This is a genomic window from Streptomyces sp. NBC_00690 (genome assembly GCF_036226685.1).
Classification (GTDB): Bacteria; Actinomycetota; Actinomycetes; order Streptomycetales; family Streptomycetaceae; genus Streptomyces.
The window spans coordinates 7595653-7612499 of sequence record NZ_CP109009.1 but is presented as its reverse complement, the minus strand read 5'-3'; the positions used below and the strand labels follow the sequence as shown (position 1 = coordinate 7612499).

At 67.4% G+C, this 16847-nt stretch carries 15 protein-coding genes, 1 pseudogene and 1 CRISPR repeat array; of the genes and pseudogenes, 7 read left to right on the top strand and 9 right to left on the bottom strand.

Annotated elements, in window-relative coordinates; genetic code table 11:
* Nucleotides 1-294: 294 nt before the first annotated feature.
* The 3 genes and pseudogenes from OID54_RS33000 to OID54_RS32990 all read right to left on the bottom strand — a co-directional run bounded on the left by OID54_RS33000 (nt 295) and on the right by OID54_RS32990 (nt 4559).
* Nucleotides 295-1106, bottom strand: a pseudogene (locus tag OID54_RS33000) (IS5 family transposase).
* A gap of 53 nt (nt 1107-1159) precedes the next feature.
* A CRISPR array of direct repeats spans nt 1160-1432; the repeat unit is 29 nt; unit sequence GTGGTCCCCGCGCATGCGGGGATGTTCCC.
* 311 nt (nt 1433-1743) lie between these two features.
* On the bottom strand, nt 1744-2025 hold the full coding sequence (locus OID54_RS32995) for a transposase family protein (protein WP_329025600.1): 282 nt from the start codon (nt 2023-2025) through the stop codon (nt 1744-1746).
* A 1568-nt stretch (nt 2026-3593) separates the two neighbouring features.
* Complete coding sequence (locus OID54_RS32990) at nt 3594-4559, bottom strand: pirin family protein (RefSeq protein ID WP_329025598.1); 966 nt, start codon at nt 4557-4559, stop codon at nt 3594-3596.
* Nucleotides 4560-4690: 131 nt separating this feature from the next.
* Here OID54_RS32990 and OID54_RS32985 point away from each other — a divergent pair, with 131 nt between their 5' ends.
* The 3 genes from OID54_RS32985 to OID54_RS32975 all read left to right on the top strand — a co-directional run bounded on the left by OID54_RS32985 (nt 4691) and on the right by OID54_RS32975 (nt 6072).
* Nucleotides 4691-5044: a tetratricopeptide repeat protein gene (locus OID54_RS32985; RefSeq protein WP_329025596.1), complete on the top strand. Its 354-nt coding sequence runs from the start codon at nt 4691-4693 to the stop codon at nt 5042-5044.
* 83 nt (nt 5045-5127) lie between these two features.
* Entirely contained in the window at nt 5128-5685 is a 558-nt protein-coding gene (locus OID54_RS32980; RefSeq protein WP_329025594.1) for a TetR/AcrR family transcriptional regulator, read from the top strand.
* Nucleotides 5686-5715: 30 nt separating this feature from the next.
* On the top strand, nt 5716-6072 hold the full coding sequence (locus tag OID54_RS32975) for a hypothetical protein (protein WP_329025592.1): 357 nt from the start codon (nt 5716-5718) through the stop codon (nt 6070-6072).
* A gap of 34 nt (nt 6073-6106) precedes the next feature.
* Here the strand turns inward: OID54_RS32975 and OID54_RS32970 are convergent, their stop codons facing one another.
* Genes OID54_RS32970 through OID54_RS32945 form a run of 6 tightly spaced genes read right to left on the bottom strand, consistent with a single transcriptional unit; the run spans nt 6107 to nt 11854 of the window.
* Nucleotides 6107-6880, bottom strand: coding sequence for an ABC transporter ATP-binding protein (locus OID54_RS32970; RefSeq protein ID WP_329025590.1), 774 nt, complete (start codon nt 6878-6880; stop codon nt 6107-6109).
* Nucleotides 6877-7677: an ABC transporter ATP-binding protein gene (locus OID54_RS32965; protein WP_329025588.1), complete on the bottom strand. Its 801-nt coding sequence runs from the start codon at nt 7675-7677 to the stop codon at nt 6877-6879. Before OID54_RS32965 ends, OID54_RS32970 begins: the two co-directional genes overlap by 4 nt.
* Nucleotides 7674-8576, bottom strand: a complete 903-nt coding sequence (locus OID54_RS32960; protein ID WP_329025586.1) for an ABC transporter permease — start codon at nt 8574-8576, stop codon at nt 7674-7676. The genes OID54_RS32965 and OID54_RS32960 overlap by 4 nt, the downstream gene beginning before the upstream one ends.
* Nucleotides 8573-9538 carry an ABC transporter permease gene (locus OID54_RS32955; protein WP_329025584.1) on the bottom strand — a complete coding sequence of 322 codons (966 nt, stop codon included), beginning with the start codon at nt 9536-9538 and terminating at the stop codon, nt 8573-8575. The genes OID54_RS32960 and OID54_RS32955 overlap by 4 nt, the downstream gene beginning before the upstream one ends.
* Nucleotides 9538-11052, bottom strand: a complete 1515-nt coding sequence (locus OID54_RS32950) for an ABC transporter substrate-binding protein (RefSeq protein ID WP_329025582.1) — start codon at nt 11050-11052, stop codon at nt 9538-9540. Before OID54_RS32950 ends, OID54_RS32955 begins: the two co-directional genes overlap by 1 nt.
* A gap of 49 nt (nt 11053-11101) precedes the next feature.
* A complete protein-coding gene (locus OID54_RS32945; protein WP_329025580.1) occupies nt 11102-11854 on the bottom strand; it encodes a DUF1684 domain-containing protein in 753 nt (250 codons plus the stop codon).
* A 605-nt stretch (nt 11855-12459) separates the two neighbouring features.
* On the opposite strand from OID54_RS32945, the gene OID54_RS32940 reads away from it, so the two are divergent.
* The 4 genes from OID54_RS32940 to OID54_RS32925 all read left to right on the top strand — a co-directional run bounded on the left by OID54_RS32940 (nt 12460) and on the right by OID54_RS32925 (nt 16757).
* The gene (locus OID54_RS32940) at nt 12460-13446 is read left to right on the top strand and encodes a GlxA family transcriptional regulator (RefSeq protein WP_443055810.1); all 987 of its coding nucleotides are present in this window, start codon (nt 12460-12462) and stop codon (nt 13444-13446) included.
* The gene (locus OID54_RS32935; RefSeq protein WP_329025575.1) at nt 13443-14228 is read left to right on the top strand and encodes a DJ-1/PfpI family protein; all 786 of its coding nucleotides are present in this window, start codon (nt 13443-13445) and stop codon (nt 14226-14228) included. The genes OID54_RS32940 and OID54_RS32935 overlap by 4 nt, the downstream gene beginning before the upstream one ends.
* A gap of 276 nt (nt 14229-14504) precedes the next feature.
* On the top strand, nt 14505-14996 hold the full coding sequence (locus OID54_RS32930; protein WP_329025574.1) for a peptidylprolyl isomerase: 492 nt from the start codon (nt 14505-14507) through the stop codon (nt 14994-14996).
* 507 nt (nt 14997-15503) lie between these two features.
* On the top strand, nt 15504-16757 hold the full coding sequence (locus OID54_RS32925; RefSeq protein WP_329025571.1) for an NAD(P)/FAD-dependent oxidoreductase: 1254 nt from the start codon (nt 15504-15506) through the stop codon (nt 16755-16757).
* Nucleotides 16758-16847 lie beyond the last annotated feature (90 nt).

Here is a 16847-nt window from a genome sequence, read left to right as displayed (position 1 = left end):
TACGGCCGGGATGGGTTCCCCCTCTATCCCGGAACCGGCGGTGTCCTCCTCCCGACCTAAAGTCCTCGGGAGTCGCCTGGCGTCTTCCAACGCCGGGTTCTATAGCCACTGATTGCAAACCATCGGGCGGCTTCAACCTTACGAGACATCAACGGGGGTTCACGCGGTTCACCCGTCCAGCCTTTCCCTCGCCTGTTGTTCCCCGATGGCCAGGGAATCCTTGGGCTTGAACGCTCAGCTTCATACCCCGCCGTTACCAGCGGCGCATGTGAGCGCGGGAACGGATTATGGACACTAATCCGGGGTCAGCACCTGTCTCCTTCCTTCGCGGCTTTCCCACTTAACGTGTGCGACTTCGTGTCGCACCTTGAGGCGGTTGAAGCACCGTTCCACGACGTTGCGGTGCTTGTAGGTCTCACGGTCGAAGGACGGCGGACGGCCGCCGGCACGGCCCCGCCGGGCCCGGTTGCGTGTCTGGTCGGCCCTCTCGGGAATGGTGTGGGCGATGCTGCGGCGCCTGAGCCAGGTGCGGATGGCCTTCGAGCTGTAGCCCTTGTCGCCGATGACGTGGTCGGGCCTGGTGCGAGGTCGGCCCGGCCCGGTCCGAGGGACTCGTATCGCGTCCATCACGGCCGTGAACTGGGTGCAGTCGTTGGTGTTCCCGCCGGTCAGGACAAAGGCCAGAGGGCGGCCTCCCCCGTCGCAGGCAAGGTGGATCTTGCTCGTCAGTCCGCCTCTGGACCGGCCCAGGGCCGGGCTTCGGAGCCCCCTTTTCGGGCACCGGCCGCGTGCTGGTGGGCGCGGACGATGGTGGAATCGACCGACACCAGCCACTCGATGTCTCCTGCCGCATCGGCCTTTGCCTGCGCGGCCCGGAGCATCCGGTCTAACGTACCGTCCGCCGCCCATCTGCGGAAACGGGTATGGAGGCTGGTCCAGGAACCGTATCGCTCAGGCACGTCCCGCCAGGCGACCCCGGTCCGGAACTTCCACACGATCCCGTTGAGGACCGTCCGGTCGTCCAACCGCGGCCGCCCCAGCACAGGCCGGGGCAGCAGCGGCCGTATGAGTTCCCACTCGGCATCGGACAGTTCATGGCGGCGTATCACCCCTCCATGATCCACGATCACTTTGACGACAAGCTTTAGGCCCGTTGAGGGTGGTCCCCGCGCATGCGGGGATGTTCCCCCCGAAGCCGCAGCCGCCGCGTACGAGCAGATGTGGTCCCCGCGCATGCGGGGATGTTCCCAGCCGATACCTGTACACGATAGGAACGGCCAGGTGGTCCCCGCGCATGCGGGGATGTTCCCCGACGAGCAGCGCGCGGACCGCGAAGAGACCGGTGGTCCCCGCGCATGCGGGGATGTTCCCTCCTCGACCGCCCGCGCCAGCGCGGATGGTTCGTGGTCCCCGCGCATGCGGGGATGTTCCCCAAAGAGTCTCCGCCAACTTAAAGTCGCGGTTCAAAGGGCTGGTGTGACCGGCTCTCGGGGTGCTCGTGCTGGTCGTCGGCGGCTGTCTGCGGAGTAGATCGTTTGTCAGCGGTTGACTTCGAGGTTCGTCAGAACGAGCAGGGGGTGGGTGGCGCGGGCGGGGTCGGTGTGGAGCTTGGTGAGGATCCGCCAGTTCTTGAGATGGGCGAAGCCGTGTTCGACCGGTGCGCGTCCGACGGCGAGGACGCGGTTGGCGGTCTTCTCGCCGGGGTGAGCTTGTGGGTGCGACTGGCGTGGTAGCCCGTGACGATCACGGGGTCGAGTACGTCGTTGTCCAGGCCGCGAAAGCCGAGTCCGCCAAGGCCCCGAGGCCAGCGGCGCGCAGGTGGGCCAGGACGTGGTCGTGGCGGGCGGCGGTGTTGTCGTGGGTGCCGCCTGGCCGGGCAGCGGATATCCAGATCAGCAGTCCCCGTTCGTCGGTCAGGGCGAGGAAGTGCAGGCCGTGATGCTGGTGTTTGCCGGAGTAGTTGAGCCGGTCGGCCTTCCCGGTGCGGCGCTGGGTGGCAATGAGGGTGCCGTCGATCAGGACCACCTCCCCGCCCTGCCTTGAGACCTTCTTCCAGGCACGGTCCAGACGCGGGGCCTGCGCGGCGATGAGGGCGATCAGCTCGTCGCGCCAGGGCGAGGGTGGGCGTGCCGGAGCTGGAGAGCATCGGCGCGACGATCAGACACCCTGAGAGGGCCGCTCCGCAGGCGACGGCGGCGTGAGCGCGCAGCCACCAGATCACGAGCCGGCCCTTCCCGTCCAAACCACCACCGACTCGGCGACCTCCTCCACTTGCCGGTCAAACTTCCTGCCCCACAGCCACCGCGCCCCGCCCACCCAACCTCTCCTCGGGCACGAAAGCTGTGCGTTCAGGGCAAACCACCGATGGAAACCGACCAGCCCACACCCCACCCTCTACAAAGGCCGAAAGAGTGACGACGGGCAGTGGGATTTCTCTGGGACTTTTCTAGGACTTCCGGCTGCATCAACGAGCATGACCAAGAAACAACCGAAAGAGTATCTACACAGGTCAGGAGCCTGACACAAGGAAACACGGCAGGTCACAGACCTGGCTGGTCTCTTCCGGGACATGTGATGGAGACGACCCGGCTCGGTTCATCTCTCTTCGTCGCACCAGCATCGAAGGAAGGGCGCGAGCGCCCACGGCGCTGCGGGGACAACGGCGGCGTGTACCTTCACGCGCAGTAAGGCCCCAGCTCGACCGACGACCAACACCGAACCCCGACACCCGCCTCAGCCCTCACTCGCTTGACGCTCATATGACGCTCGGGACCCGGAACTCACCGCAATCGCGCCCGCCGACCAGTCTCTGACCTGCATCTATCTACTATCGTGTCTGGGCCGACGTCTTCCCGATGACGCACCATGTGGAGTGCGCGGCCGTCTCGAACGGCTTTACAGAACGTCGAACTACAGATTTCGGAGTACAGGGTGGGCAACACGCCGAGGAGACTCGACCTTTCCTGATCGAGGGCGAGGGGGCAGTCAGTGATTCCGGGATCAGGTTCGGTTCAAACAGCCGAGTCGCATGCGAGGAGTCTCCTCGCAGGGGCGCACCCCACGAAAAGCCGCGCCAGTGAAAGGAGCTCGATGTCTCGGGACGCGCCGCGCCCTTCTCCCCCACAGTCAAGGTCCGCTCCCCGACTCTCGACCGGCACCCAGGACGAGCCTCCGCAGCCCGAACGGCGTGTGCCGGAGAGGAGCAGCACTGCTCGTACAGCAAGTCGGGGATCATTGTCAGATCTTTACAAGAAACGCCCTCAACCCCTATACCCCAACTCCACCTCAGAGCCCCCGCTCCATCACGAGGTCAGCAACATCCGTTAGCCATCGCATCTGCAAACACCTAGCCAACTCCTGGACCAGCCCGTGCGCGCCGATATTTCGACTGACGAATCGTCAGCAAAGTCAGCATTAGGTCAGCAAGAGTCCGCCCAGAGGTGCCCACAGCCGCCCACAGACGGGAATCCGCTCCAGCCCGGCGGACCGCACTCAGGGCCAGCCAGGCACCACCGGGCCAGGCGTTCCGCGCACAAAAAAGATGCCGCTGGCTGTATCAGCCAGCGGCATCGAAAGAACAGCATCACCGCAGGTCAGCGCACCCTTCCCCGGGCCTTCAGGGGCAGTGGGGGCAGTTCCGGAGCGGGTAGCGGACCCCCGTCGTAACCCTTCACCTCGCCGAAGCGGGAGCCCTCCATCCAGTCCTTGCGGGCGGTCTCGATCTCCGACTGTGTACGTCCGACAAAGTTCCACCACATGATCAGCTCTTCCTCGAACGGCTCTCCGCCGAGCAGCATCAAGCCGGCGTCCGATGCGGCCAGCAGGGGAAGTTCCCGTCGGCCGCAGCCCAGGTAGAGCATGGACCCCGGGCCCAGCGGTACGTCGTCCACCCGGACCTGCCCCGACATGGCGAGCACCGCGTACTCGAAGTCCGGGTTCAAGGGGAAGTTGAGGCGGGCACCCTCGGTCAGGGCGAGGTCGGCGCCGACGATCGGGGTGTAGGTGGTGCCGGGTGAGGCGGCGCCGTCGATGTCGCCGAGGATGACGGTGGCCGTGAGGCCGGGTGCCGTGATCTGCGGTAGGTCCGTGTGGTGCTGGAAGTGGGGTTCCACGTGCCGCTGGGCGTCGGGGAGGGCCACCCACAGTTGCGCGCCATGGAGATAGCGCGCATGGGAGCGGGGGCTCTCCTCGGAGTGGCTGATCGCCCGGCCCGAGGTCATCAGACCGAGTTCCCGGGGGCGGATGGTGGCGAGGCTGCCCGTGCTGTCCCGGTGCAGCACCTCTCCCTCGTGCAGCCAGCTGACGGTTTGGAGGCCCATGTGCGGATGCGGCGGCACCTGCATTCCGGGTTCGTCCGCGATGTCGTCGGGTCCGTAGTGGTCGACGAACGCCCAGGCGCCGACCATGCGGCGGCCGAGGTTGGGCAGCAGCCTGCGGACTTCGGTGGATTCACCCAGGGGCACGCGGCGGGGACTGAGGAGTTCGCGTACGGGCTCGGCGACGACGAACCCGCGACCGCCGCAGACGGCGGGGGCGGCCTGACGATCGAGATTGCTCATGGCACTCAACCTATTCCTGTGCGTGTGGGGACGATCGGCCCCACACCCCCAACAGTAGTGGAATATTCAACTACCCTCGCTCCGTTGACGCCATCAGCAGCAACGGCACCAGACTCCAAGGAGGAGAACCAGTGAGCGAGACCTACTACGAGTTCGGCACCGCCGCCGAGCGGTGGGACCGTGCGCAGATGTTCTTCGAGGCCAAGGAGTACCAGACGGCGGCACGGATCGTGCGCGGCTTGATCGACGAGGCGCCGGGCCAGGTCGCCCAGCGGTTGCTGCTCGCGCGCTCCTACTACCACTCCGCCCAGTTGTCCCGGGCCGAGACGGAACTGCGGGCGATCTTGGAGCTGGACCCGGTGGAGCACTACGCCAGGCTGATGCTCGGGCGCACCCTGGAGCGCCAGGGTCGCTCCGATGAAGCGGCGCCCCACCTCCGGATGGCCGCCGCCATGGCCGGGGAGGGCCTCGACCTCATGGATTGAGGGCCGGCCACGCGCTCTCAACTCGGGGATTGAGGAACAATCATTCTTGACTGATCGTTCCTCAATCCCCTACGGTCGTTGACATGGGACGCCCCAGAGGATTCGACGAGGCCGAGGTGGTGCGTTCGGCCGCCGAGCTGTTCGCACAGCGGTCGTACGACGGCATCTCCATCGATGACCTGGTCACCCGACTGGGGCTGCACCGCAACAGTCTGTACAAGACCTTCGGCAGCAAGCGGGGCCTCTACCTGTCCGCGCTGCGCTGGTCGCTGGAGCACGAGGTGGCTCCGCTGATCGACCGGATGTCCGACGCCGCAGATACGCCCGATGGGCTGCGCGAGGCGCTGGACACCGTCGTGAGCGGTTCCGGTCTTGATCTACTCCTGCTGGCCGCGGTCGAGCAGGCGCCGGTGGACGACGAGGTCGCCGGGTTGGTGGGCGACGCCTTCGCCGCGCTCGACGCGGCCCTCGTGCCGGCCCCGCACCCGGGAGGCCAGGACACGCCCCTGGCGCCGGTCGTCGCGCTCACCGCCCTGCTCCTCGGATCGCGCATCCGGATCAGGTCCACCGGTCCGCAAGCCACCCGAGCGGCAGGCGAGTTGAGGACCGCGCTGGTGCAGCACCTTGCTCCCCGCCCCTGAACCGACACCCCTTCACGCCAAGGAGCACCGATGGCCCGTGTCAGCATCGAAGACGGCCGACTGATTGTGGAGATGGAAGGGCTCGGCAAGCTCTGGGCACTCAAGAGCAGACTGGTCATCCCCCTCGCGCATGTCCGTGGTGCGACCGCCGACCCGGGGATCGTCAAGGAGCCCAAGGGGCTGCGCGCGCCCGGCACCCACTTCCCCGGTGTGATCACTTCCGGCACCTTCCACGGACGGGACGGCCGGGTGTTCTGGGACGTCCGCGATGCCGCAAAGGCCGTGGTGATCGAGCTGGTCGACGAGCGCTATGCGCGGCTGGTGGTCGAGGTCGCAGATCCGCGTTCGACGGTGGCTCTGGTGGAGCAGGCCATTCCCGCTCGCTGATGCGGTGGGACCGGGTCCGTCCGTACGCAACGGATCAGCGGCTGGGCGCGGGAAGTCGGGGGACGCTCGCGACCAGTCGGGCCGTGTAGGGGTGTCGTGGGGTGACCAGTACGTCCACGGTGGCACCCTGTTCGACGATGCGGCCGTCCTCCAGTACCGCGGTGCGCTCGCACAGCGAGGCGACCACCGACAGGTCATGGGAGACCATCACCATGGTCAGCCCGTGGTCCCGCTTGAGTTCGTTGAGCAGATCGACGACCTTCACCCTGGTCGTCACATCAAGGGCGCTGACCGGTTCGTCGGCGAGCAGTACCCGCGGATCGCACACGGTCGCCCGGGCGATCGCGATCCGTTGCCGCTGCCCACCGGAGAACTCATGGGGGTAGCGGTCGACGGCATCGGCCGGCAGACCGACACGTTCCAGGGCAGCCGCCACCTTGGGCACAGCGGTGCTCCGTGTGTCCAGGCCGAGCGAGCGCAGCGGTTCGGAGACGATGTGGCCCACTCGTCGACGCGGGTCGAGCGATGAATAGGGGTCCTGGAACACGCACTGCACGCTGCGGCGGAATCGTCGCATCAGCTCGCGGTCGCGGAGTCTGAGCTCATCACCGTCGAACCGTACGGCTCCTGTGGTGGGGCTGGTGAGTCCGAGCAGCAGGCGTAGCAGGGTGGTCTTCCCTGCGCCCGATTCCCCGACGAGGGCGAGGCTCTGTCCCTGTTCGACGGTGAGGGCGATGGACTGGACGACGGGCTCGGTGCGTCCCCGATAGGCGAAGGAGACATCGTCCAGTTCCAGTACGGGGGTCATCGCCCGCTCCTTGCGTCGAGTGCGGATTCCAGTTGTCGCGCACTGTTCACCAGGGCCTTGGTGTAGGGCTCGCGCGGTGTGTCGACGATCTCGGTCACGGTCCCTTCCTCCACGGCGCGCCCGTCCTTCAACACGAGGACACGTTCGGCGATCTCGGCGACCACCGCGAGGTCGTGGCTGACGAACAGAACGGCCATCTCCCGCTCGCGTACCAGGGTGTCCAGCAGGGTCAGCAGCTCCGACTGGACGGTCACGTCGAGGGCCGTGGTGGGTTCGTCGGCGATGAGGAGTGCGGGATCGCAGGCCAGCGCCATGGCGAGCGCCACTCGTTGGCGCTGGCCGCCGGAGATCTCGTGCGGAAATGCGCGGCGGATCCGCTCGGGGTCGGGCAGTCTGACCTGTTCCAGGGCCGCGGTGACGGCGTGCTGGAGCGCGGCGCCCTTGAGGCCGTGCCGGCGTGCGAGAGGGCCTGCGATCTGTCGTCCCACGCGCATCAAGGGGTCGAGCGCGGTCAGTGGTTCCTGAAAGACGATGGCCGCGTCCCTGCCGCGTACGCGTCGCAGGTTGCGTTCGCTGGCTCCGACGATCTGGTTGCCCGCCAGGTTGATGCTGCCGTGGGCGGTCATCCCGTTCGGCAGCAGGCCGAGCGTCGCCAGGGAGGTGAGGGACTTGCCCGAGCCCGATTCGCCGATGAGTCCGAGGCGTTCACCCGGTGCGAGGCGAAGCGACAAACGGTCGACGAGCGTTCGCCCGTCCGCGGTGCGGATCACCAGGTCGCGGATGTCGAGGAGGCTCATGCGCGCCTGCCCTTGGTGGCCGGGTCGAGTGTGTCCCTCAGTCCGTCGGCGATGAGGTTGACGCCGATGACGAGGAGTACGAGGAGGATGCCCGGAGCGAGCGCGCCGGCGGGCGCGTTGGTGAAGGTGGCTTGGGCTTCTTGCAGCATGCGGCCCCAGGAGGCGTGGGGCGGTGGGGCGCCGAGGCCGAGGTAGGAGAGCCCGGCTTCGGCGAGCACCGCGAGCCCGAACTGGAGGGCGAGGTTCACGATGAGGGTGGGCCAGATGTTGGGGAGCACATGGCCGGCCACGATCCGGAGCCAGGAGGTGCCCGATGTGCGTGCGGCGGTGATGTAGTCCAGGGCGAGGACCCGTTTGACGAGGATGCGGACGAGTCTGGCGACGACCGCGCTCTGTGCGAGTCCGATGGCCAGTACGGCGGAGCTGAGGGTGGCCGAGCGGGCGGCGACGATGAGCATCGCGAGGAGCAGGGTCGGGAAGGCGATGAGGATGTCGAGGAGGGCGGAGAGCGTGTCGTCGAACCAGCCCTGGGCGAACGCCGCGAGGACCCCGAGGGTGACCCCGATGGTGGCGGCGATCAGGACCGAACCGAGGCCGGCCTGAACGGCGATGCGGGATCCGTTCATCACCTGGGTGAACAGATCGCGGCCGAGTTTGTCGGTGCCGATGAGGTGGTCGGCTCCGGGGGCGGTGAGTCGTCCGCCTGAGGTGTCGTCGGAGGCGTAGGGGAGCCAGACGTACGAGACCAGGGCGAGGAGGACGATCAGACCGGCCAGGGTGCAGCCGGTGATCAGGGTGTACGACCTGCCCTGGGATCGTTTCCGTACCTCGGTGCCGGGTGGCTTCGGCTGCGGGGTTCCCGGTGTCGCGGGGACGGCGAGCGGGGTGGGTGTCGTCATCGGATGCCTCCCGACAGTCCGGTGCGCAGCCGTGGGTCGATGATCCGTTGGACGAGGTCGGCGGCGAACCCGATGAGCAGGACGGCGAGTGTGGAGACGAACAGGACTCCCTGGATCACCGGGTAGTCGTGCTGGCTGATGCCGGTGGCCAGCATCGAGCCAAGCCCGGGCAGGGCGAACACCGACTCCACGACGACCGCTCCGAGGAGGGTGGAGGCGAGTTCGATGCCGAGGATGGAGATCACGGGTACCGAGGCGTTGCGCAGTCCGTGTCGCCACATGGCCGCGCCGAAGGACGATCCGAGTGCGCGTGCGGTCCGTAGGTAGTCGCTGTCCAGGACATCGAGCGTGGCCGATCGGACGTAGCGGATCAGGGAGGCGCTCATGACGAGGGCGATGGTGACGACGGGCAGCACCAGGGAGCGGATCGCCTCACCCGGCTGGGCCCAACCGTCGGGCGGAAAGCTTCCGGCCGGTAGCCAACGGGCGTTGAGGGCGAACACGGCGATCAGGATCATGCCGAGCCAGAACACGGGGATCGCGATGCCCAGTTGCGACACTCCGCTCAGGAGTGCGCCGTACCAGGTGCGACGGCGGTACGCGGCGAGGAAGCCGGCCGGGACGGCGATGAGCACGGCGAGGACGAAGGCCGCCAGGGTCAGCGGGACGGTCACCCTGAGCCGTGCGACGACTTCGGGTTGGACGGGCAGCGAGCTGATGAAGGAGTTGCCGAGGTCGCCGCGGAGCAGCTGTCCGATCCAGTGGACGAACTGCTCGGGCAGCGGGCGGTCCGAGCCGATCGACTCCCGGGCGGCGGCGATCTGTTCCTTGGACGCGCCCACCGAGGTGAGCGCGTTGGCAGGATCTCCGGGCAGCATGCGCAGCAGGACGAACAGGACGACGCTCGCCAGGGCCAGGGACACCAGCAGGAAGGCGAAGCGGCGCAGGAGATAGCGCGCCATCAGCCCTTCTTGATGTCGTAGGCGTAGAACTGCGAGTTCAGGCCGTTGAGGGGGTAGCCGGACAGCTTGCTGTTGGCGACCACGATCTGCGGGTAGAGGTACAGCCAGTCGCTGGCTGCGTCCTGGGCGGTCTTGCGGTTGACCTTCTTCAGGAGTTCCGTCTGCTCGGCCGCGGTGGAGGACTGTTCGGCCTCCTTGACCCACTGGGTGACCTGCGGGTCGTTGTAGCCCCAGTAGAAGTCGGGGTTGCCGTACCAGACCAGGTCGCGGTCGTTGACGTGTTCCTGGAGGGTGGCTTCGAAGCCACGGTTCTTGTAGACCTTCGTGTACCACTCGTCCGGTGTGATCGTGTTGATCTTGACGGTGACGCCGACCTTGGCGAGTTGTGACTTGATGAAGGTGGCGGCGGTGGGGTGTGGGTCGTAGTTCGGTGTGTCCAGGGTGAAGCTGAAGCCCTTGGGGTATCCCGCCTCGGTGAGCAGGGTCTTGGCGCGCTCGGTGTCGTAGGCGTCGATGTGGGTGAGGTCCTCGTACCACGGGTCGGTGGGCGGGACCATCGAGCCTATGAGCTTGCCGTGGCCGCCCCACACGGACTCCAGCAGCTTCTTGTCGTCGATGGCGGCGGACACGGCCTGGCGCACCTTGACGTCGGTGAAGGGCTTGACCTTGTCGTTGAAGGCCAACAGGAGCTTGGTGGTCGAGTTGCCCTCGTTCACCTTGTAGCTCGGGTTGTTCTTGAACTGGTCGAGGGCGTCGGGCGACTGTTCGCTGGTGACGACGTCGACGGCGTTGGTCAGCAGGGCGTTGTTGAGTGCGGTGGCGTCCTTGAAGTAGCGGAAGACGACCTGCTTGTTGGTGGCCGCATCACCCCAGTATTCGGCGAAGCGGTTCAGGCTCAGTGCGGAGCCGCGGGTCCACTTACCGAGTTGGTAGGGGCCGGTGCCGTCCTCGCTCGTCTTGAGGTCCTTCGCCTCGGCGTTGATGATCCAGACGTAGGACAGGTTGTAGACGAAGGAGATGGACTTCTGGGCGAGTGTGACCGCAACGGTACGCGGGTCGGGTGTTGCGATGGTCTTGATGACTTCGAGGTTGCTCTTGCGCGCGGACTGGGAGTCTTCCGCGATCACCTTCTCCAGGCTGTACTTGACGTCCTGGCTGGTGAGCTTCTTGCCGCTGTGGAAGGTGACGTTGTCCCGCAGGGTGAAGGTGTAGGTGAGCCCGTCGGGGCTGACCTGGTGGGACTGGGCGAGGAGGGGTTCGACCTTGCCGCCGTCGGTGAGTCTGAACAGCCCTTCGTACACATTGCCGTTGAGGGCTTCGGTGACGCCCTGGCCACCACCTGCGGTGTTGTCGAGGTTCTGCGGTTCGTAGAGCGAGCCGATGTTGACGGTCGCATCGGCGTTGTGTCCGCCGCCTGATGCGCTGCCCGAGGTGGTGGTGCCGCAGGCGCTGAGGGTCAGGGCGAGCGTGGCTGCGGTGGCGGTGGCGTACAGGGCTGACTTCTTGATGCTCATGGCGGTGAGGGGTGCTTTCGTGCGGCGATACGGAACGGGGACTGGCTGATCAGTGCTGCTGGGGGATGCCGCCGCTGAAGACAGGTCGCTTCTCGCCGGCCGTAATCGGCAGGTGGAAACGATTCTGCAACGGCGGCATCGGACAGTTGTACTGATCGGAGAATCCGCAGGGCGGCACGAATGCGCGGTTGAAGTCGAGGCGCACGGTGGCTTCACCGGTCGGTGTGTCGGCGCCTTCGCCGGTCGGTGTGACGAACAGGAAGCGCCCGGCGCCGTAGGTGGTGTCACCGTTGGTCGGATCACCGAAGACGAGCAGGAGGACACCGTTGTCATCGAAGGCGCTGAGTCGATAGTCACGGCCGTCCACCGTGAGCGCGATGTCACCGGGCACAACGAGATCACGGGTGCCGCCGTTGTCCCTGATGTGCTCGAAGGCAACCTTGCGGGCTCCGGGAACCGGGGTGTAGGTGGCGTCGAGCACCCAGGAGGGGTCATAGGGGAAGGCATCCGTGCGCTCGAAGGTCGCGATCGCCGGCGAACGGGGGTCCCAGAAGCGCAGGGCGTGCTCTGACTCTCCCGTGATGGGGTCGGTGCGCTCCACCGTGGTGACCGTCACACCCGGCTCCTGTCCATGGCGGGCCGCCTCCGGGTCGGGGCGCTCGCCCCGCGGCAGCCAACGGGTCTCCACCAGGGCGAGGTTCCCGGTCGCGGACATGAGCGAGCGCTGCCGCTCGACACGCCACGCCTCCCACTCCCCCACGGGATCGGAGAACAGTTGATCAGGAACGGCACGGTGAGACACGGCATGACTCTCGCGTAGACGACTCGACGACCTCCACGCCCAAATGTCACTTGGCGTGAAGTTCAACCCAAAGCCTGATCTTTATCTTCCATAAGACGAACTAATGTCAAGTTGTGACACATGGTGAGATGAGGGCATCAGACACCCGTCCCGACCTCCCAGTCCTGCTGAACGATCTCCATCCGGTCGCACCCGGTCCGCTCCTCGAAGTGCCCGACGATCATGACGGTCGGTGACGAAGGCGGCAGGGGCCGCCTTCATGCGCCGACACTCTCCATCGAGCAACCGCACAACTTCCTTGACCTGGGCAGCAATCGGAGCTTCCACGGGCAGACCGCCAACTGGGGCAGGCATCGATCTGACTCGCCGGGCACGCCCCACCGCCCCGGACCTGGACCGCTTCAAGCCGCTCGGTGTCACAACAGTCATCGATCTGCACTGCCCCTGGTGGGATCGCGGCCAAGGGTCGGGTATCTCACCGTTCCAGCGCCACCTCCGACGAGTCGTTCGCAGCCAACACCGCATCGATCCGGCCATCCGCGGCCCATGTCCTGAGCCACCCCCGCCCGCCGTGATCACATCGCGGCATGGACGACGAGCGGCGCATCCTGATCGTGGCCTTCGACGGCGCGCAGATCCTCGATGTCGCGTGCCCCAGCGGCGCCCTGGACATCGCCAACCGGCAGGGCGCAACGCCGCAGTACACCGTCGAGCTGGCCACGCTCGGCCGGCGTCCGGCCCGCACCTCGACGGGCATCGTGCTGGGCGCGGGAAGCGAGCTGGAGTCGGTGACCGGACGGTTGGACACCCTCCTGGTCGTGGGCGGTGCCGGTACCCCGGCCGCGGCGGCGGACAGTCGACTGGTCACACAGGTCCACCGGCTGGCCCAGTGCAGTCGCCGCATCGCCTCCGTGTGCACCGGCACCTACATCCTGGCCGCGGCAGGACTGCTGGACCATCGGCGGGTGACCACCCACTGGGGGTACGGGAAACAGCTCGCCGCCGAACACCCGCAGGTGGCCGTCGACGTCGGTCCGCTCTACATCCGCGACGGAAACGTCTACACCTCCGCGGGAGTCACCAGCGCCCTCGACCTCACCCTGTCCCTGATCGAGGACGACCACGGTCCCACCCTGGCCCGCGCGGTCGCCCGCCAGCTGGTGTCCTATCTGCACCGACCGGCCGACCAGGCGCAGATCAGCATGTTCCTCTCCGCTCCTCCCCCGGGCGACCGATTGGTGCAGGACCTCACCCGCCATATCGCGGCGCATCTGGCGGGTGATCTCACCCCGCGTGCCCTGTCGCTGCGGGCGGGCGTCAGCACCCGCCATCTGGCCCGGCTATTCGCGGCCCACCTCGGAATCACCCCGGCACGGGCCGTAAGAACCGCGCGTACGGAAGCGGCGGCGCACCTCGTGCGGTCGTGCGATCTCTCGCTCGCCGCCATCGCCCGCAGGTGCGGCCTGGGGTCGGCGGAGACCCTGCGGCAAGCGTTCCTCGACCACTACGGGGTCACCGGGGACAGGATTCGCAGGATGCCGGACATGCCGCGCCCCCAGGGGCCCGCCCACCGGCAGACTTCCGCGCCATGACGAATCCTCCCTCCCAGCAGACCCCGTCGACGACCCGCAGGACGCTGCTGCGCACCACCGCCGCCGGTGTGGTGCTCACCAGCACCGGCCTGGCCGGAAGTACGGCGGCCCACGCCGCCAGCCCGGTGCGGCCGGGCCCTCGTATCGGGATCCTGCTGTACGACGGCTTCAGCGTGCTGGACGCCACCGGCCCCGCGGAGGTGCTGTCCCGGCTGCCCGGCGCCGACGTCACGATGGTGGCGCAGCGGCGGGGGCCGGTGACCACGGACACCGGAGATCTGAGGGTGATGGCCGAGCGGTCGATCGCCGATGTCAAGGAGCTCGATGTACTGCTGGTGCCGGGAGCGGGCAACCGGGGTACGACGAGTGCGATCGCCAATCAACGTCTGCTGGAGTGGATCCGCAGGATGCACCGGCGCACCCAGTGGACGACATCCGTGTGCACCGGTTCCCTCGTGCTCGCCGCCGCGGGTCTCCTGGAAGGGCGGAAGGCGACGACGTACTGGGCGTCCGCGCCCTATCTGGAGTCCGTCTACGGTGTGACCTATCTCCCGGAACGCTATGTGCGCTCTGGAAAGATCATCACCGCGGCGGGGGTGTCGGCGGGGCTGGACATGGCGCTCTATCTCTCCGCACTGATGGCCGGGGACAACACGGCCCGAGCGATCCAGCTAGCGCTCGAATACGATCCGCAGCCCCCGTTCGACTCGGGGAACGCGGCGACGGCCGAGCCCTGGCTGAAGGAGTTGGCCTTGGACCTGCTCGCCCGGTCCCAGAACTGACGGCGACAAGGTGCTGCGCCACTTGTCACCGGACACGATGGTCACCTGACGCCCGACGGTCGGGGCTGGGGCTGGGGCTGCCGACCACCGCTGTGACGTGGTGTGATGTCGTGGGGTGTGGTAGCCGGGTGGCGACACAGGTCCTATGAGAGACTGCTGATGCTGGCGGCTAGCCACAGTCCGGATGCGTGGCCCGACTGACAGTCATCCACCACTCGGACGAAATCGTGTTGGGTCTACCCAGCAGTTGACTACGGCATTTCGAGTGGGGATTTGATGACCACAGTTCGTCTGACCACATCCAAGGGCAACATCGTGCTCAAGCTTGACGATGAGAAGGCGCCCAAGTCGGTCGCCAACTTCTTGAGCTACCTCGACAGCGGTCACTACACCGGCACCGTCTTCCACCGGGTGATCAGCACCTTCATGGTTCAGGGCGGCGGCCTGGACACCAAGATGCGGCAGAAGCCGGCTCCCAAGACGGTGGAGAACGAGGCGAAGAACGGCCTCAAGAACGCCAAGTACAGCGTGGCCATGGCCCGGACCTCTGCTCCTCACTCCGCGAGCGCGCAGTTCTTCATCAATGTGAAGGACAACGACTTCCTGGACTACCCGGGGCAGGATGGCTGGGGCTACGCCGTGTTCGGCCAGGTGGTGGAGGGCGAGGACATCGTCGACAAGATCGCGCAGACTCCGACGAACGCCCAGGACGTGCCTCTTGAGCAGATCGTCATCGAGTCCGCCGAGGTCGTGCCCGACGCCGCCTGACCGCGAACCTTCCGCTCGCCCGCGTCCCCGTTCGGCTGGCGCAGGCATCGGGGCGATCGGCTCGTCGTCGTACACCACAGGGTGCACGGGGACGGACGCCGGATCGGTTCGCCCGGTGGCACCCCTGAGGGTGTCGGCCATGAGGTGAGCTGGTCACAGGCACATGGAGAGGGCTGTCCGCAGAGCGGGCAGCCCTCCGCGGTTCTCGGGAGCCCGGTGCGATGCCGACCTGGCCGATCCGCTCAGGGCTACGTCGCCCCGGGGCCGGCCCCGTTCCCCGGCCCCGCGTCCTCGATCGAGTCGAGCGGCTTGCGCTCCCGGCGGGCGGGTGTCCGCTGCACCCCCGTCCCTGAGCCACCTGCCACCCGCAACCCAGCGCCTTCGGACGAACCTCGCCCTCGTGCATCCATGGAGCCCCGCCCGCGGGAAGAAGTGGATGGAACGGATCCATGACGAGGGCCGGCCGGGATCACGACCGTAGTGCGGCTCGAAGGAAGGGCGGGTGCCATGCCTGCGACGGGCGAAGCGTCCCCGGACGTGGTGGTGATCGGAGCGGGGCTCGCCGGGCTCGCGTGCGCCCTCGACCTGCTCCGTGCCGGACTGCGAGTCCGGGTGGTGGAGGCGTCGGACGGGGTGGGCGGCCGAATGCGGTCCGACCATCACGAGGGCTTCACCATCGATCGCGGTTTCCAGGTCTTCAACACCTCCTACCCCCAGGTGAGACGACGGCTGTCGCTGCCGGATCTGAAGCTGCGCCCCTTCACCGCAGGAGTGGTGGTGCACACCGAGCGGGGCAACCTCCGGTTCACCGACCCCACCCGCTCACCCCGTCGGCTCACGGAACTCCTCCCCGGCCGCCTCGCCTCCGCACGCGATCTGATGGCGCTGGGCGTGCTCTCGGCGCGCGACGTCATCGGGCCGGTCGGACCGCTCAAACGTGCCGAGGACCGCACCACCTGGACGGCACTCTCGGCCGCGGGGTTCTCCGAAGAGTTCATCGAGCAGTTCTTCCGGCCCTTCCTGTCGGGCGTGTTCCTGGAGGACGAGTTGGAGACCTCCAGCCGGTTCTTCCATCTGGTGTGGCGCAGCCTGGGACGTGGCACGCTCTGCCTTCCCGCGTCCGGAATCGGTGCGGTGCCCGCTCAGCTCGCCGCGGGGCTGCCCGGGGACGCGGTGTCATTGGAGTGTCCGGTCGACCGCCTCACCGACGACGGTGTGCTGCTCACGTCGGGCGGTGAGATCGCGGCGCGGGCCGTGGTGGTGGCGACCGGTCCCGCGCCCGCCGCCTCGCTCCTGCCCGGGCTCTCCGTGCCCGCATCGCGCACGGTCACGACCTACTACCACGCCACGGACGGCCCCTCTCCGCTGCCCGAGCCAATCCTGTTGACGGACTCCGCGCGCCGGTTCCTCAACTCCTGTGTGCTCAGTGAGGTCCAGCCGGGGTACGCCCCCGCAGGTCGTCGTCTGATCGCGACCTCCGTGCTCGGCGACGACCAGCCCGGGCGGGAAGCGCTGCTGCGGGCGGCCTTGGCCCAGGCGTACGACACCGGAACCGACGGCTGGGAGCTGCTGACTGTGCGGACGGTGGATGATGCGCTGCCCGCCATGCCACCGCCGCAACCGCTCAGCCGTACGGCCGCGGTGGGTGGGGGTCGCTATGTCTGCGGAGACCACCGGACCACCGGCTCGGTGCAGGGCGCACTGGCCTCGGGCACCAGGGCGGCACGGACCGTGCTCCGGGACCTGACGGCGTCGATCTGATGGCCCACCCCGGCCCGACCAGCGGAACCGCTCGAACTAGTGTGGCGCAGGGTGCATCCAGAACAACGGCACCACGGGAATCCTGATCAT

Excerpts from the sequence above, each read along its gene's own strand:
- OID54_RS32925 (WP_329025571.1), top strand. The coding sequence starts at position 15,504 with ATGCCTGCGACGGGCGAAGCGTCCCCGGACGTGGTGGTGATCGGAGCG.
- OID54_RS32970 (WP_329025590.1), bottom strand. The coding sequence starts at position 6,880 with ATGACCCCCGTACTGGAACTGGACGATGTCTCCTTCGCCTATCGGGGA.
- OID54_RS32965 (WP_329025588.1), bottom strand. The coding sequence starts at position 7,677 with ATGAGCCTCCTCGACATCCGCGACCTGGTGATCCGCACCGCGGACGGG.
- OID54_RS32955 (WP_329025584.1), bottom strand. The coding sequence starts at position 9,538 with ATGGCGCGCTATCTCCTGCGCCGCTTCGCCTTCCTGCTGGTGTCCCTG.
- OID54_RS32935 (WP_329025575.1), top strand. The coding sequence starts at position 13,443 with ATGACGAATCCTCCCTCCCAGCAGACCCCGTCGACGACCCGCAGGACG.
- OID54_RS32930 (WP_329025574.1), top strand. The coding sequence starts at position 14,505 with ATGACCACAGTTCGTCTGACCACATCCAAGGGCAACATCGTGCTCAAG.
- OID54_RS32960 (WP_329025586.1), bottom strand. The coding sequence starts at position 8,576 with ATGACGACACCCACCCCGCTCGCCGTCCCCGCGACACCGGGAACCCCG.
- OID54_RS32980 (WP_329025594.1), top strand. The coding sequence starts at position 5,128 with ATGGGACGCCCCAGAGGATTCGACGAGGCCGAGGTGGTGCGTTCGGCC.
- OID54_RS32975 (WP_329025592.1), top strand. The coding sequence starts at position 5,716 with ATGGCCCGTGTCAGCATCGAAGACGGCCGACTGATTGTGGAGATGGAA.
- OID54_RS32950 (WP_329025582.1), bottom strand. The coding sequence starts at position 11,052 with ATGAGCATCAAGAAGTCAGCCCTGTACGCCACCGCCACCGCAGCCACG.
- OID54_RS32990 (WP_329025598.1), bottom strand. The coding sequence starts at position 4,559 with ATGAGCAATCTCGATCGTCAGGCCGCCCCCGCCGTCTGCGGCGGTCGC.